Here is a 14,068-nt window from a genome sequence, read left to right on the forward strand (position 1 = left end):
CGGTCCGCGACCGGGTGCCGCCGAACGGTCGTCAGCCGGACAGCCGGATCGGCATGGCGAGGTAGCGGTAGCCGCCGCCGGGCTCGGCCTCGGCGCTGTCGACGCCCTGGATGACCACCGGCTTCAGCGGGGTGTCGGTGAAGGACAGGTGCACGAACGGGGTGCCCAGCGCCTGCAGGCCGTCGAGCAGGTACGTCGGGTTGAAGCCGGTGGCGATGGCCGGACCCTGGACGTCGGCGGGCAGCGCCTCGGAGGCCTGCGCGTCCTCGCCGCTGCCGGCCTCGAGCACGACCTGGCCCTCGTCGAAGGCCAGCCGGACCGGGGTGTTGCGCTCGGCCACCAGCGCAACGCGCTTGACCGACTCGACCAGCGCCGAGATCTCCACCCGGGCGACGGTGGCGGTCTCGGCCGGGAACAGGCGGCGGTAATTGGGCACCCACTCGCCGTCGATCAGCCGGCTGGTGGTGTGGCGGCCGCCGGCGGCCAGGCCGAGCAGGCTGTCCTGCGTGCCGGTACCCAGCGCCAGCGTGACCTCGCCGGCCGGGCCCAGCGTCTTGGCGGCGTCGACCAGCGTGCGGGCCGGCACCAACGCGACCGCGGAGAGGTCGGGCGTGCCCGGGTTCCAGGTGAACTCCTTGACGGCCAGCCGGTACCGGTCGGTGGCACCCAGGGTGACGGTCTCGCCCTCGATCTCGATGCGGATGCCGGTGAGCGTGGGCAGCATGTCGTCGCGGCCGGCGGCGACGGCGACCTGGGTGACAGCTTCGGCGAGGACCGCGCCGTCGACGGTGCCGGAGGCCGCGGGCATGACCGGCAGGTCGGGGTACTCCTCGACCGGCAGCGTGAGCAGGGTGAACCGGGCGCTGCCACAGGTGATGGTGACCTTCGAGCCGTCGGCGTTGAGGTCGACCGGCTTGTTCGGCAGCGACCTCGCGATGTCGGCCAGCAGCCGGCCGGACACCAGGACGGTGCCACCGTCGGCGACGTCGGCGTCGACGGACACCCGCCCGGACACCTCGTAGTCGAACGACGAGAACGTCACTTGGGTGTCGGACGCGTCGATGCGCAGGCCGGCCAGGACCGGCACCGTCGGCCGGTTGGGCAGGGTGCGGGCCGTCCAGGCCACCGCCTCCGCCAGTACATCGCGATCGAGCCGGAACTTCACCGGTCCGTCCTCCCCTCGGGCGCCAGCCCGGGTCGTTGTGGTTCGACGTCATCCTTCCACGGGCCGCCGACAGTGACTGCCAGAGGCGTCAAACGCCGGCCGTGAATCACACGATCCACAGGAACCGGCCCGCCAGGCTTGTGCGCTGCCCATTGATCCATGGATAGGTCAGTCAGGTTCATAGCGTTGGTGGAAAGTGTGGAAAACCATGAACGTCGCAGGTGAGCGCCGCTACCGTTGTCCACGGAGGCTGTGGGCACGGCCAGTGGGTGACGTGGACGGTCCGAGGTTGTCCACCGATGGGTGACACTTTCCCCGTGCCGGTCCACGGCGGTGGCACTCATGTCCACAAACTTGTCCACAGCCTGTGAGAAGTGGATCACGACTGCCGGGCCTGCTGCTTGATCCGGTTGGTCAGTTCGGTGACCTGATTGAAGACGCTGCGCCGCTCGGCCATCAGCGTCCGGATCTTCCGCTCGGCGTGCATGACCGTCGTGTGGTCGCGGCCGCCGAAGTGCTGGCCGATCTTCGGCAGCGACAGCTCGGTCAGCTCACGGCACAGGTACATCGCGATCTGCCGGGCCGTGACGAGCACGCGGCTGCGGCTGGTGCCCTGTAGGTCCTCGATGGTCAGGCCGAAGTAGGCCGACGTCTGCGCCATGATCGTGGCGGCGGTGATCTCCGGCCCGGAGTCGGTCGGCACCAGGTCGCGCAGCACGATCTCGGCCAGCGAGAGGTCGACCGGCTGCCGGTTGAGGCTGGCGAACGCCGTGACCCGGATCAGCGCGCCCTCGAGCTCACGGATGTTCGTGGCGATGCGGCTGGCGATGTACTCCAGCACGTCCGGCGAGACGTTGAGGTGATCCTGGGTGGCCTTCTTGGACAGGATCGCGATGCGGGTCTCGAGGTCCGGCGGCTGCACGTCGCACGTCAGGCCCCACTCGAACCGGTTGCGCAGGCGGTCCTCCAGCGCCGACAGCTGCTTCGGCGGCCGGTCGGACGTGATGACGATCTGCTTGTTCGCGTTGTGCAGCGTGTTGAACGTGTGGAAGAACTCCTCCTGCGTCTGGATCTTGCCCTCGAGGAACTGGATGTCATCGATGAGCAGGACGTCGACGTCGCGGTAGCGGCGCTGGAAGGCCGAGGCCTTGTCGTCGCGGATGGAGTTGATGAAGTCGTTGGTGAACTCCTCCGAGCTCACGTAGCGCACCCGGGTGCCGGGGTACATCGTCCGCGTGTAGTGCCCGATCGCGTGCAGCAGGTGGGTCTTGCCCAGGCCGGACTCGCCGTAGACGTGCAGCGGGTTGTACGCCTTGCCGGGCGCCTCGGCGACGGCGACGGTGGCGGCGTGCGCGAACCGGTTGCTCGAGCCGATGACGAACGTGTCGAAGGTGTACCGCGGGTTGAGGTGCGGCTCGACGTCACCGCGCCGGGTGACGTCGGGCTGCGACCGCGGCGGCGGGAACGGCGCCTCGATGGCGGCGCTGACCAGCGGGATCTCCTCGGTGTCGACCGAGGACGACGGGCCCGGGTCGGTGCCACCGAGCGGGGGCGGCGGCGGGACGGGGTCGAGCAGCGCGCCGGGGACCCCGTCGGGCGGCGGGCTGACGCTCACGGCGAGGCCGACCGGACGGCCGATCACCGCCGACAGGGCGTCGATGATGTGCGAGCGCAGCCGCTGCTCGACCTGGGCGCGGGCGAAGTCGCTGGGGACCGAGATGACCGCGGTGCCCTCGACGAGCGTGACCGGCCGGGCCTGCGACAGGAAGGCCCGTTGCTGCGGCCCGATCTCGATCGACTCCAGGTCGGTCAGCGCCTTGGCCCAGGCGGTGGCGAAGTCGGTTCCGGCCTCGTCTGCCACAGTTCACTCCAAACTGGCGGCAACTGGCTGGCCACCCCCGTTGTCGTTGTCCACACGGTCGTCCACAGGGTGTGGAGGGTGTCGACACGTGCGTTTTGTCTCCATCCGCTCCATTGTGACCTGCGCGAACGCGGAGCCGGTTCGGGCCTGCCGGACCGGACGGACAGCGTGCTGGAGCACGTGACGCTAACAACATGCGGCCAGCGCTTCAACTGATGTCCACAGGTTGCCCCCAGATACCGGCGTGTCGTTGCCGGACTCGTGGTAATCGCGGGTGCCATGATGGGCGGTTGCGGCCGTCCGGTCAGGCCCGGGCCACCGAGTTTGACCTGAGACGCGGCCACCGCGTACCGTAAATCGGTCCGACGAGGGCTCCTTTTGTCATGCCCGGGCGTTAGCTACCCGTGGATGATCGGATCCCGCACGGCACCCCGAAGCACGCACATCTCTCATCGAACGACACAGGAGCCCGGACGTGGTCAAGCGCACCTTCCAGCCGAACACCCGCCGTCGTGCGAAGACTCACGGCTTCCGGCTGCGTATGCGTACGCGCGCCGGCCGTGCCATCCTCGCCGCCCGCCGCAGCAAGGGCCGTGCCAAGCTGTCCGCCTGATCCGGCCGGCACGCTTGCGCTCGCTCGACGATCAGAGGTGCTGAAGGCCGAACACCGGCTCCGGCGCTCAGCCGATTTCCGGGTGATCGTGCGCCGCGGTGTCCGCGTCGGGCGGCCGACCATGGTCGTGCATCTGCTGCCGGCCGGCGATTCCGCCGCCGCGGCCGATGCCGGCCCCGCGTCGGTGGGTCTGGTCGTCGGGCGCACGGTTGGGGGTGCAGTGGTGCGGAACACCGTGCGACGCCGGCTGCGCCACCTCCTCGCCGAGCGAGTCGACCGGCTCCCCACCGGCTCCAAGCTCGTCGTCCGCGCGCTGCCCGGTATCGCCGGCGCTCCCAGCTCCGCACTCGCGCGTGAGCTCGACGCGGCCATCGACCGCGCCGTGACCCGGGCGGAGCAACGGCGATGAAGACCATCCTGGTGGCCCTGCTCAAGGGCTATCGCCTCGTCATCAGCCCGCTGTACGGGCAGACCTGCCGCTACTACCCGTCCTGCTCGGCGTACGCCTTGAGCTCGGTGGAGCGGCACGGTGCCCTGCGCGGAAGCTGGCTGACCCTGCGCCGGCTCGGCCGCTGCCACCCCTGGTGCGCCGGCGGCGTCGACCTCGTGCCCACCCGCGAGAACTACCGCTGGTGGGGCCGGGCCGCCGGGACTGACGGCGACGACGAGCCGCACGCGGCCCCGTCGCATCGAGCTTCCGCGCCGCGGGCGGACCTGCCGCCAGGCGCACCGACCTCTCTCCGAGGAGTCTGATACACCCGTGGATACCATCCTCGCGCCGTTGTACTACCTGGTCAGCTGGATCATGATCGGCTGGCACTGGCTCTTCTCAGAGCTGCTCGGCATCAGCCACGACGGCGCCAACTGGGCGCTGGCCATCATCGGCCTTGTGGTGGTCATCCGCATCCTGCTCATCCCGCTGTTCGTGCGGCAGATCAAGTCGCAGCGGCGCATGCAGATCCTCCAGCCGCAGCTGCGCGAGCTGCGGAAGAAGTACAAGGGCGATCGCGAGCGTCTCCAGCAGGAGATGATGAAGCTCTACAAGGACACCGGGACCAACCCGTTCTCGTCCTGCCTGCCCATCCTGCTCCAGGCGCCGTTCCTGTTCGCCCTGTTCCGGGTGCTCGACGGTGTCGCGAAGGGGCACGAGCGCGGCGCCTTCACCAGCCAGCCGGAGCTGTTCGAGTCCGCCGGCCAGGCCGAGATCTTCGGCGCCCGGCTCGCCGACACCTTCCTGAACGCCGACACCATCAACACCCGGATCATCGCCGCGGTGATGGTCGTGCTGATGGTCGTCACGCAGTTCATCACGCAGCGCCAGATCATGCGCAAGAACATGCCGAAGGAGGCCCTGGAGGGCCCGTTCGCGCAGCAGCAGAAGATCCTGCTGTACGTGCTGCCGCTGGTGTTCGCGTTCTCCGGCGTCTACTTCCCGCTCGGCACCGTCCTCTACTGGCTCACGTCGAACCTCTGGACCATGGGCCAGCAGCTGTACGTCATCCGGCGGATGCCGGCGCCCGGCACGGAGGCCGAGAAGGCGCATCAGCGACGGCTTGAGGAGAAGGCCCGCAAGAAGGGCGTCGCACTGCCGACACCCGACACCGGCGAGACCGAGCAGGAGCCGGAGAACACGCAGGTGGTCCGGCGGCAACCCAAGAAGACCTCGCGCTCGCAGCGCAAGAAGAAGTAGAAGGAGTCGATGGTGAGCGACGCTGGCACGGAGCTGGATGTGGCGCAGGAACGCGAGACCGAGGCCGGGGAGGGCACGGCGAAGCGGCTCGAACGCGAGGGCGACATCGCGGCGGACTACCTGGAGGAACTGCTCGACATCGCCGACCTCGACGGCGACATCGACATGGACGTCGAGGGCGACCGCGCGGTCGTCTCGATCGTCGGTGACGGCCTCGACGCGCTGATCGGCGAGGACGGCAAGGTGCTCGAGGCGCTGCAGGAGCTGACCCGGCTGGCGGTGGTCCGCGAGACCGGCGAGCGCAGCCGGCTCATGCTCGACGTCGGTGGCTTCCGGGCCAACCGGCGGGCCGAGGTGCTGGAGCTGGCGAAGCGGGTGATCGAGGCGGTCCGGACGTCCGGCGAGCCGGAGTCGCTGGGCGCGATGTCCCCGTTCGAGCGGAAGGTCGTCCATGACGCCGTCGCCGACGCGGGCCTGCGCAGCGAGTCGGAGGGCGAGGAGCCCCGGCGCTACGTCGTGGTGATGCCCGCCTAGTGGTGCGTGTTTCACGTGAAACAACACGATTGAAACTCTCTGGAGGCCGAGTCTTGGACGACGTTCTCGCCGTGCCGGACTCGGCCTCCGCCGTGTTCGGGGACCGGCTGGAGCTGGCGGTGGCGTACGCCGCACAGCTCGCCGGCGCCGGCATCGAACGCGGCCTGCTCGGCCCGCGGGAGGTCCCGCGGATCTGGGATCGGCACATCCTGAACTCGGCCGTTGTCGCCGAGCTCGTCGACGAGGGCCGCGTCGTCGCGGACGTGGGTTCCGGTGCGGGGCTGCCGGGTATACCTCTGGCGATCGCCCGACCCGATCTCGAGGTCGTGCTGATCGAGCCCCTGCTGCGGCGCAGTGAGTTCCTGACGGAGACCGTCGCCGCGCTCGGGCTGGACGGCGTGAGCGTTCTGCGCTCGCGCTCGGAGGACGTCCGGCCACGAGCCCGGTTCGACGTCGTGACGGCCCGCGCGGTCGCGCCGATGGATCGGCTGGCCGGTTGGACGCTGCCGCTGCTGCGGCCCGGCGGCGTGCTGCTGGCGCTCAAGGGCCGGTCGGTTTCCGAAGAGTTGGCCGATTCCGCCGCGTCATTGGCGAGAATGGGCGCGGCGTCGTGGAGAGTTGAGGAGGCCGGTGCAGGTGTGGTCGACCCGGTGACGCGGGTGGCCGTCGTGGTCGCCGGCAGTTCGGGGACGGGGCCGAAGAAGGACGTACGACAACGGAGGACGAAGAGATGACCGATACCACCGTCGTGGCGGGCCTGGGCTGGCCCGCAGCCGGTGGGGTCGTCGCAGTCGACAGCGCTACGGGGGAACGGCGGTCGGCCAACGGCTGGCCGCGGCTCAGTGGGACCATAGATACGACGGGCGGACCGTCGAACCTGGAGCGTGAGATTTCGGTGAATGCGGGCGACCGACCGGCCGAACCGGCCGCGAGCACCCACGTACGTTCGACGGCAGATCTGGCGGAGTTCGCGATGTCAGGCTCGCTGGCCGACCTGGACACCCCGATCGCCCGTGAGGCGGCGGTCGCACTCATGGCGGTCGGACGGCGGACGGCACCGATGCCGCAGCCGGACCAGCTGCGCATCATGGTCGTCGCGAACCAGAAGGGCGGCGTCGGCAAGACCACGACGACGGTGAACCTGGCCGCCGCGCTCGCCGTCAGCGGGCTGCGCGTGCTCGTCATCGACCTCGACCCGCAGGGCAACGCGTCGACGGCCCTGGGCATCGACCACCACGCCGAGATCCCCAGCATCTACGACGTCATGGTGGAGGAGACCCCCATCGGCGACGTCGTGCAGAAGGTCGAGGAGATCGACGGCCTCTGGTGCGTGCCCGCCACCATCGACCTCGCCGGCGCCGAGATCGAGCTGGTCTCGATGGTGGCCCGCGAGTCGCGCATGCGGAAAGCTCTCGACCAGCACCTGCAGACGCCCGGCGTCGAGTACGACTACGTGTTCATCGACTGCCCGCCGTCGCTCGGGTTGCTCACGGTGAACGCGCTGGTCGGCGGCGACGAAGTCCTGATTCCGATCCAGTGCGAGTACTACGCGCTGGAGGGCCTGAGCCAACTGCTCAAGAACATCGACATGGTCCGCGCCCACCTCAACCGCGAGCTCGCGGTCTCGACGATCCTGCTCACCATGTACGACGGCCGCACCCGGCTGGCCGCGCAGGTGGCGGACGAGGTCCGCCGGCACTTCGGTGACACCGTGCTGCGGACGGCGATCCCGCGCTCGGTCCGCATCAGCGAGGCGCCGAGCTACGGTCAGACCGTGATGACGTACGACGCCGCGTCCAGTGGCGCGCTGTCGTATCTGGAAGCCGCGCGCGAGATCGCGGAGCGGGGAGCATCGGGCAGTACATCTGGGGAGACGAGTGATGGCTGAGAAGAGGCGGGGGTTGGGGCGCGGTCTCGGCGCCCTGATCCCGACGGGGGACCCGGCAAGCGGCGACGCGCTGCGCAAGGCGCCGGTGGACGTCTTCTTCCCCAGCAACGGCTCGTCCGTCGTTTCACGTGAAACGACGGACGACGACGGTGGGGACCTGCTCCCCGTCGACGGCGCCACGTTCGCGGAGATCCCGGTCGACTCGATCGTGCCGAACCTGCGGCAGCCGCGGCAGATCTTCGACGAGGACGCGCTGGCCGAGCTGGTGTCGTCCATCCAGGAGGTCGGCCTGCTGCAGCCGATCGTCGTCCGGCAGCTGGAGACCGGCCGCTACGAGCTGGTCATGGGTGAGCGACGGTGGCGGGCCACCAAAGAGGCCGGCTTCCCGACCATCCCGGCGATCGTCCGCACCACCCGCGACGACGACATGCTGCGCGACGCGCTGCTGGAGAACCTGCACCGCAGCCAGCTCAACCCGCTGGAGGAGGCGGCCGCCTACCAGCAGCTGCTGGACGACTTCGGCTGCACGCACGACGAGCTCGCGGTGCGCATCAAGCGCAGCCGGCCGCAGATCTCCAACACGCTGCGGCTGCTGAAGCTGCCGCCCCTGGTGCAGCGCCGGGTCGCCGCCGGCATCCTCTCGGCTGGGCATGCACGCGCTCTGCTCGGTCTCGGCGACGGCGCGGCGCAGGAGCGGCTCGCCCAGCGGATCGTCGCCGAGGGCCTCAGCGTCCGCTCCGTCGAGGAGATCGTCTCGCTGGACGACGCCGAGACGCCCAAGTCACGCGCTCGTCGTTCCGCCCGCCCGGTCGCGCCACGGCTCGGCGACATCGCCGCCGCCCTCTCCGAGCGGCTGGACACCCGGGTGAAGGTCGACCTCGGCCGCTCGAAGGGCAAGGTGACCATCGAGTTCGCCAGCCTCGACGACCTCGAGCGCATCGTGAGCACCATTGACCCCCGGATGGCGAAGGCCGTCCGCGACGCCGACGGCGCTACCGCGTCCGACTGACGTCCGGTCGGCGGGCGGGGATGCCGTCCCCGCCCGCCTCGCTCGTTCCTCGCTCGGACGCCCGCGCCTACCCCTGACGGCATCCCCGCCCGCCGACCTGGCTGGTCTGTCGGCTTGCGGTCAGCCGTCGTGTCGGCGAGAAACGGCAGAAGCGAGCAGCTCGTGGGCCAGGACGCCGAGGTCGAGCCCGGCCGCCTGGACCGACTGCGGCAGCAGTGAGGTCTCCGTCATGCCCGGTGCGACGTTGACGTCCAGCAACCACGGCACGCCGTCGCGATCGACGATGAGGTCGGTGCGGGACAGGTCGCTGAGGCCCAGCGTCTGGTGCGCCGCCACCGCGACCTCCGCCACGGCCCTCGCCGCGACCTCGTCGAGCCGGGCCGGCACGAAGAACTCCGTCGCGCCGGCCGTGTAGCGGGCGTGGTAGTCGTACGTCCCGGACTCAGGCACGATCTCGACCGCCGGCAGCGCGCGCGGCCCGTCGCCGGTGTCGAGCACGGACACGGCGACCTCGGTGCCGTCGACCCAGCGCTCGATCAGCGCCCGCTCGCCGTAGGCGAAGCACTCCACCATGGCCGCGGGCAGTTCGGCTGCCGAGCGGACCACCGTCGTGCCCAGCGCGGAGCCGCCGCGAGCCGGCTTCACCACCAGCGGCAGCCCGAGCCGGGCGACCAGCGCGTCCAGCAGCACGCCGGCGCCCAGCTCGCGGAACGTCGACTGCGACAGCACCGTCGACTCCGGGGTGGCGATGCCGGCCCGGCGCACGATCGCCTTCGCGACCGGCTTGTCGAAGGCCAGCCGGCACGCCGCCGGCGCCGAGCCCACGTACGGCAGCCCGGCCAGCGACAGCACCTCCTGGATCGCGCCGTCCTCGCCGGAGACGCCGTGCAGCAGCGGGAACACGACGTGCGGGGGATCCTGGCGCAGAGACGCGAGCAGGTCGGCGTCGGCGTCGCGCTGTTCCACGTCGAGACCGACCTCACGCAGGGCCTCGGCCACCCGCCGCCCCGAGCGCAGCGAGACGTCGCGCTCGTGCGACAGGCCGCCGGCGAGGACGAGGACGCGGCCGAGATCACTCATGCTGGAACGAAACCCCTCAACTCTGGTCCGGCGCCGGCGCGTCGAGGCCGGGCCGCTGTGCGGAGCCCCACGCTCCGAACGTGGCCCGCAGCTCCATCTCCTGCTCGATGACCTGGGCCAGCCGGCGCACGCCCTCGCGGATGCGCTCGGGTGTCGGGTAACAGTACGACAGCCGCATCGAGCGCGCGCCGAAACCGTCGGCGAAGAACGCCGTGCCGGGGACGTAGGCGACCCGGTTGGTGACGGCGCGGGGCAGCATCGCCTTCGCGTCGATGCCCTCCGGCAGCGTCAGCCACACGTAGAACCCGCCCGTGGGCCGGGTCCAGTGCGCGCCGGCCGGCATGAGGTCGTCCAGCGCCTCGAGCATGGCGTCGCGCCGTTCGCGGTACATCTCGCGGAAGTCCTTGACCTGCGCCATCCAGTCGTGGCCGGACAGGTACTCCGAGACGGCCAGCTGGCTGAACGCCGGCGGGCAGAGCACGCTGTTCTCCGACGCGAGCACCAGCTTCTCGCGGACGGCGTGCGGCGCGAGCGCCCAGCCGACCCGGAAGCCCGGCGCGAACGTCTTCGAGAACGAGCCGACGTAGACGACCTGCTCGGCGTCGTCGGCCCGGATGGCGCGCGGCACCTCGCCGTCGAACCCGAGCAGGCCGTACGGGTCGTCCTCGACGATCAGGACGTCGGCCTGGCGGCAGATCTCCAGCACCTCGGCCCGGCGCTGCTGTGGCAGCGTCACGCCGGCCGGATTGTGGTAGCTCGGGATGGTGTAGAGGAACTTGATGGTCTTTCCGGCGGCTCGCACCGCGGCGATGGCCTCGCGCAGCCGCTCGGGGACCAGGCCGTGGTCGTCCATCTCGACGTGCACGATGTCGGCCTGGTACGACCGGAACGTCCCCAGCGCCACGACGTAGGACGGCGCCTCGGCCAGGATGACGTCGCCCGGGTCGATGAAGATGCGGGTCAGCAGGTCGAGGGCCTGCTGAGAGCCGACCGTGACGGTGACGTCGTCGGGGTGGGCGTTGATGCCGGCCGGGCGCATGACGTCGCAGATCTGCTCGCGCAGTGTGGGATCGCCCTGGCCGGAGCCGTACTGCAGCGCCGTCATGCCGCGCTTGGTGACCAGGTCGTTCATCATCGAGCCGACGACGTCGAGCGGCAGGCCGGAGATGTTCGGCATGCCCCCGGCCAGCGACACGACCTCGGGCCGGGAGGCCACCGCGAACAGCGAGCGCGTCTCCGACGCCGTCATGCCGTGCGTGCGGGTGGCGTAGCGGTCGACGTATGAGTCCAGACGTGAGCCGGTGGCGGCTGCTGCGTCGGTCGTCTTCCGGTGCGGGCTGGACTGCTGGCTCACGTACACACCTCCCGGAAACGGACCGACACAGACGACGGGGCCGGACAGCTCCGATACCCCAGGGTCAACTGTGCCTCATCGGGGCAGGTGGTGGCGAATCGATTGCCCGCGATTCGGTCAGTTCGCGGCCAGATCGTGGAACCGCAGCACGCCGGTGGCGGCGTCCTCGCCGGAGGGCAGGTACACCCGCTGGATGGCGACGACGATGGCCTCGGCCACGACGTCACGGAAGTCGGGGTCGGCCAGCCGGGCGGCGTCGCCGTCGTTGGTGATGTAGCCGAGCTCGACCCGCACCGCGGCCATCCGGGTGTGCCGCAGCAGGTCCCACGTCTTCGGATGCGCCCGGCAGTCGACGAGGTCGGTGCGGGCGACGATCTCGCGCTGGACCAGACCGGCGAACTGCTCGCCGATGGCGCTCGCGGTGCCCGGCTCGTGGCTGCCGTAGAAGTAGGTGGCGACGCCGGCCGCCTCGGGGTTCGGGTGGGAGTCGACGTGCAGCGAGATCAGCAGGTTGGCGCCGGAGTCGTTGGCGAACGCAGCGCGCTCGGCCTCGGTGGGCGAGCCGTCGGCGCCGGGGCCGCGGGTCAGGTACGTCTGGACGCCGGTGGCGGTCAGCCGGCCCTCGATGCGGGCGGCGAGGTCCTCGACGACGGCGGCCTCGTCGAGCCCATTTGCCTGGTGGCCGCGGTCGGCGCCGCCGTGGCCCGGGTCGATGACGACGACCTTGCCAGGCAGCCGCTTGCCGGCCCGGCGCAGCGCCTCGACGGCGCGCAGGCTCTCGGGCCGGCCGCCGGTGACGATCGGGGCCAGCCGGCCCAGCGCCTTGAACGTGCTGGGCCCGCAGGTGCCGTCGGCGGGCAGGCCGATGTTGCGCTGGAAGTCGCGCAGCGCATCGCCGGTGCGCGCGCCGAACACGCCGTCGATGCGGCCGACGTCGAAGCCCAGCTCGGACAGCCGTCGCTGCAGCGCGATGACGTCGTCGCCGGCCTGCGGGTTGCCCACCACGTAGGACAGCAGCCGGTCGCCCAGCCGCCAGCGGGCCTCGTCGAGCACCCGGTAGGTCGTCGCGTCGACGACCCCGGTCGCGGTGAGGCCGCGTTCCTGCTGGAACTGCCGGACCGCCTGGGTGACGTCCTCGTCGAACGTGTGGGGGCCGGGCGCGGTGTCGTCGAGGAGTCCGAGCTGCGTGAGCTTGGAGCGGATCTCCGCGATTGCCGGGCCGGTATCACCCAACTGGTAACGAAGCGAGGTCATCCGGGGGTGGTTCCTTCCTGGCAGTGTCGCGCCCGATTCTACCCACAGCGGGCGGCTCCAACCGCCCCGTGTCCGGACCGGGTTTCCCGGCGCGGCCAGCGGAAATGACGCCTGCCGTTCATGCTGTTCGTGTTGCCACTGTCACGTCTTGATCGCTATTGTCCCTGCATGAGCGGCTCGTTTCCCCGGACGGGCCGGCGCCTCGTGATCGGTCTGGCGTGCATCACCATCGTCGCCGCGTGCAGTGGTGACGACGACGCCACCGACCCGGCGGCCCCGGAGCCGACGGCATCCGTCTCGGAGACCACCGCTTCGCAGGATGAAGAGGAGATTCGAACGGTGTTCGAGCGATATGTGGACGCGGTGGTCGAGGCACAGAGCGGCGCCTCCGACGACCCTGCCGCGCTCTTCGAGGGCCTGGCCACCGAGTCGACGATCGAGGTCAACGCCGGCATTGCCAGCCGCTATGCCGCCCAGGGCATCGTCCGAGTCGGCGCCCCGGTCATCACCGATGTCAACGTGCAGGTCGTCGACCGCTCCGGCGTCGTCAGCGCCTGCATGGACGAGTCGGAGTGGCTGCCCCAGCTCACCAGCGGCGAGGAGATCCCACCCGCGCCCGAGCAGCTGGAGCCGCACCCCGTGGTCTACGAGATGGTCCAGTCCGACGGGTCCTGGCTCGTCGGCGATCCGATCGAGCCTGGAGGCACCATCACATGCTGACCCCCCGACGCATGTCCCAGGTCCTGCTGGCTGTGGCCGTCCTGCTGGCCGGCCTCTTCGGAGCGGTCGCGTCGAGCCAGGCGGCCGAGCCGGCGTCCGACCCCTGCTGGGTGTCGCTCGAGGTTCGCCCGGGCGAGTTCGAGTACGTCAACATCTGCCCGGATCCCGACGAGGAGGACGGTGGCAGCAACGGTGGCGGTGGCGGCGGGCCGCGCTGCGACCTGACCGAGGAGCCGTACAACGAGTTCTGTCTCGGCATCAAGGCATGCCAGGCCGACATCCCGTCGCCGCTGGACGAGTCGAAGTGGCCGCCGGAAGAGACCATGCCCGGGCCGGACTACATCTTCACGTTCGTCCGGTGCCGTGTGCCCGGTCAGGAGGAGCTCTATGAGCGGTGGCGGTGGATCAAGCCGTACGACGGTGCACTTCCCGAACTGGGCTGGCAGGCGCTGGGCCGGCTGCAGACACCCGCGTTCACGATGAGCTTCGAGCCGGCCGGCATGACCTACGTCGGCGCCGACACCCGGTTCCTCATCGACGGCATCGGCGACGGTGAGATCATCGGCAGCGTCGCCGGTCCGCTACAGGCCACCGGCACCCTCAGCCACGTCGAGATCGACCCGGCCGACGGGTCCCCGACCATCGAATGCCGGCCGGACCTGCGGACGAACGCCTGTGAGCACGTCTACCTGCTGATGTCGCACGAGCAGACGTCGCTCGACATCGACGGCCGCCCGGGCTTCCCCGCCCAGGCCCGCCTCGTCTACGACGTCACGTTCACCATGAGCGGCGCCGAGGTGGACCTGCCGGGCGTGCCGGAGACTCTGGAGAGCCCGTGGAACGGCACCGTCATCCCGGTCGGCGAGATCCAGGCGCTGGTGCAGAACCGCTGAGCACGTC

The 14,068-nt window shown here is 70.5% G+C and carries 15 protein-coding genes; 10 read left to right on the top strand and 5 right to left on the bottom strand.

Annotation, left to right across the window (positions count from 1 at the left end):
* Positions 1 to 31 precede the first annotated feature (31 nt).
* Both dnaN and dnaA read right to left on the bottom strand, forming a co-directional pair.
* Positions 32 to 1,165, bottom strand: coding sequence for a DNA polymerase III subunit beta (gene dnaN, locus C1I92_RS15295; RefSeq protein ID WP_111255518.1), 1,134 nt, complete (start codon positions 1,163 to 1,165; stop codon positions 32 to 34).
* Between the two features lie 379 nt (positions 1,166 to 1,544).
* Positions 1,545 to 3,026, bottom strand: a complete 1,482-nt coding sequence (dnaA, locus tag C1I92_RS15300) for a chromosomal replication initiator protein DnaA (RefSeq protein ID WP_111255519.1) — start codon at positions 3,024 to 3,026, stop codon at positions 1,545 to 1,547.
* Positions 3,027 to 3,501: 475 nt separating this feature from the next.
* Between dnaA and rpmH the strand changes: the two genes are divergently transcribed.
* From rpmH to C1I92_RS15340, 8 genes are all read left to right on the top strand, one after another.
* Positions 3,502 to 3,639 carry a 50S ribosomal protein L34 gene (gene rpmH, locus C1I92_RS15305; RefSeq protein WP_053203721.1) on the top strand — a complete coding sequence of 46 codons (138 nt, stop codon included), beginning with the start codon at positions 3,502 to 3,504 and terminating at the stop codon, positions 3,637 to 3,639.
* Between the two features lie 37 nt (positions 3,640 to 3,676).
* Positions 3,677 to 4,048 (top strand): ribonuclease P protein component, encoded by a 372-nt coding sequence (rnpA, locus tag C1I92_RS15310; protein WP_111255520.1) that lies wholly within the window; start codon positions 3,677 to 3,679, stop codon positions 4,046 to 4,048.
* Positions 4,045 to 4,392, top strand: coding sequence for a membrane protein insertion efficiency factor YidD (gene yidD, locus C1I92_RS15315; protein ID WP_111255521.1), 348 nt, complete (start codon positions 4,045 to 4,047; stop codon positions 4,390 to 4,392). The genes rnpA and yidD overlap by 4 nt, the downstream gene beginning before the upstream one ends.
* A gap of 7 nt (positions 4,393 to 4,399) precedes the next feature.
* Complete coding sequence (yidC, locus tag C1I92_RS15320) at positions 4,400 to 5,329, top strand: membrane protein insertase YidC (RefSeq protein WP_199521267.1); 930 nt, start codon at positions 4,400 to 4,402, stop codon at positions 5,327 to 5,329.
* A gap of 9 nt (positions 5,330 to 5,338) precedes the next feature.
* Complete coding sequence (locus C1I92_RS15325; protein ID WP_111255522.1) at positions 5,339 to 5,863, top strand: Jag family protein; 525 nt, start codon at positions 5,339 to 5,341, stop codon at positions 5,861 to 5,863.
* 53 nt (positions 5,864 to 5,916) lie between these two features.
* Positions 5,917 to 6,597 carry a 16S rRNA (guanine(527)-N(7))-methyltransferase RsmG gene (gene rsmG, locus C1I92_RS15330; RefSeq protein WP_199521268.1) on the top strand — a complete coding sequence of 227 codons (681 nt, stop codon included), beginning with the start codon at positions 5,917 to 5,919 and terminating at the stop codon, positions 6,595 to 6,597.
* Positions 6,598 to 6,836: 239 nt separating this feature from the next.
* Positions 6,837 to 7,751, top strand: a complete 915-nt coding sequence (locus tag C1I92_RS15335) for a ParA family protein (protein ID WP_111255524.1) — start codon at positions 6,837 to 6,839, stop codon at positions 7,749 to 7,751.
* Positions 7,744 to 8,760 carry a ParB/RepB/Spo0J family partition protein gene (locus C1I92_RS15340; RefSeq protein WP_111255525.1) on the top strand — a complete coding sequence of 339 codons (1,017 nt, stop codon included), beginning with the start codon at positions 7,744 to 7,746 and terminating at the stop codon, positions 8,758 to 8,760. The genes C1I92_RS15335 and C1I92_RS15340 overlap by 8 nt, the downstream gene beginning before the upstream one ends.
* Before the next feature lie 120 nt (positions 8,761 to 8,880).
* Here the strand turns inward: C1I92_RS15340 and C1I92_RS15345 are convergent, their stop codons facing one another.
* From C1I92_RS15345 to C1I92_RS15355, 3 genes are all read right to left on the bottom strand, one after another.
* Positions 8,881 to 9,840, bottom strand: a complete 960-nt coding sequence (locus C1I92_RS15345; protein WP_111255526.1) for a D-alanine--D-alanine ligase family protein — start codon at positions 9,838 to 9,840, stop codon at positions 8,881 to 8,883.
* Positions 9,841 to 9,856: 16 nt separating this feature from the next.
* Entirely contained in the window at positions 9,857 to 11,194 is a 1,338-nt protein-coding gene (locus C1I92_RS15350; RefSeq protein ID WP_233507014.1) for an aminotransferase-like domain-containing protein, read from the bottom strand.
* Between the two features lie 117 nt (positions 11,195 to 11,311).
* The gene (locus C1I92_RS15355; protein ID WP_111255527.1) at positions 11,312 to 12,448 is read right to left on the bottom strand and encodes an N-acetylmuramoyl-L-alanine amidase; all 1,137 of its coding nucleotides are present in this window, start codon (positions 12,446 to 12,448) and stop codon (positions 11,312 to 11,314) included.
* A 120-nt stretch (positions 12,449 to 12,568) separates the two neighbouring features.
* On the opposite strand from C1I92_RS15355, the gene C1I92_RS15360 reads away from it, so the two are divergent.
* Together C1I92_RS15360 and C1I92_RS15365 are read left to right on the top strand one after the other, a co-directional pair.
* Positions 12,569 to 13,168, top strand: a complete 600-nt coding sequence (locus C1I92_RS15360) for a hypothetical protein (protein ID WP_146605150.1) — start codon at positions 12,569 to 12,571, stop codon at positions 13,166 to 13,168.
* An 11-nt stretch (positions 13,169 to 13,179) separates the two neighbouring features.
* A complete protein-coding gene (locus C1I92_RS15365) occupies positions 13,180 to 14,061 on the top strand; it encodes a hypothetical protein (protein ID WP_111255529.1) in 882 nt (293 codons plus the stop codon).
* The last annotated feature ends 7 nt before the right edge of the window (positions 14,062 to 14,068 follow it).

Source organism: Jiangella anatolica, assembly GCF_003236295.1.
GTDB classification, from domain to species: Bacteria; Actinomycetota; Actinomycetes; order Jiangellales; family Jiangellaceae; genus Jiangella; species Jiangella anatolica.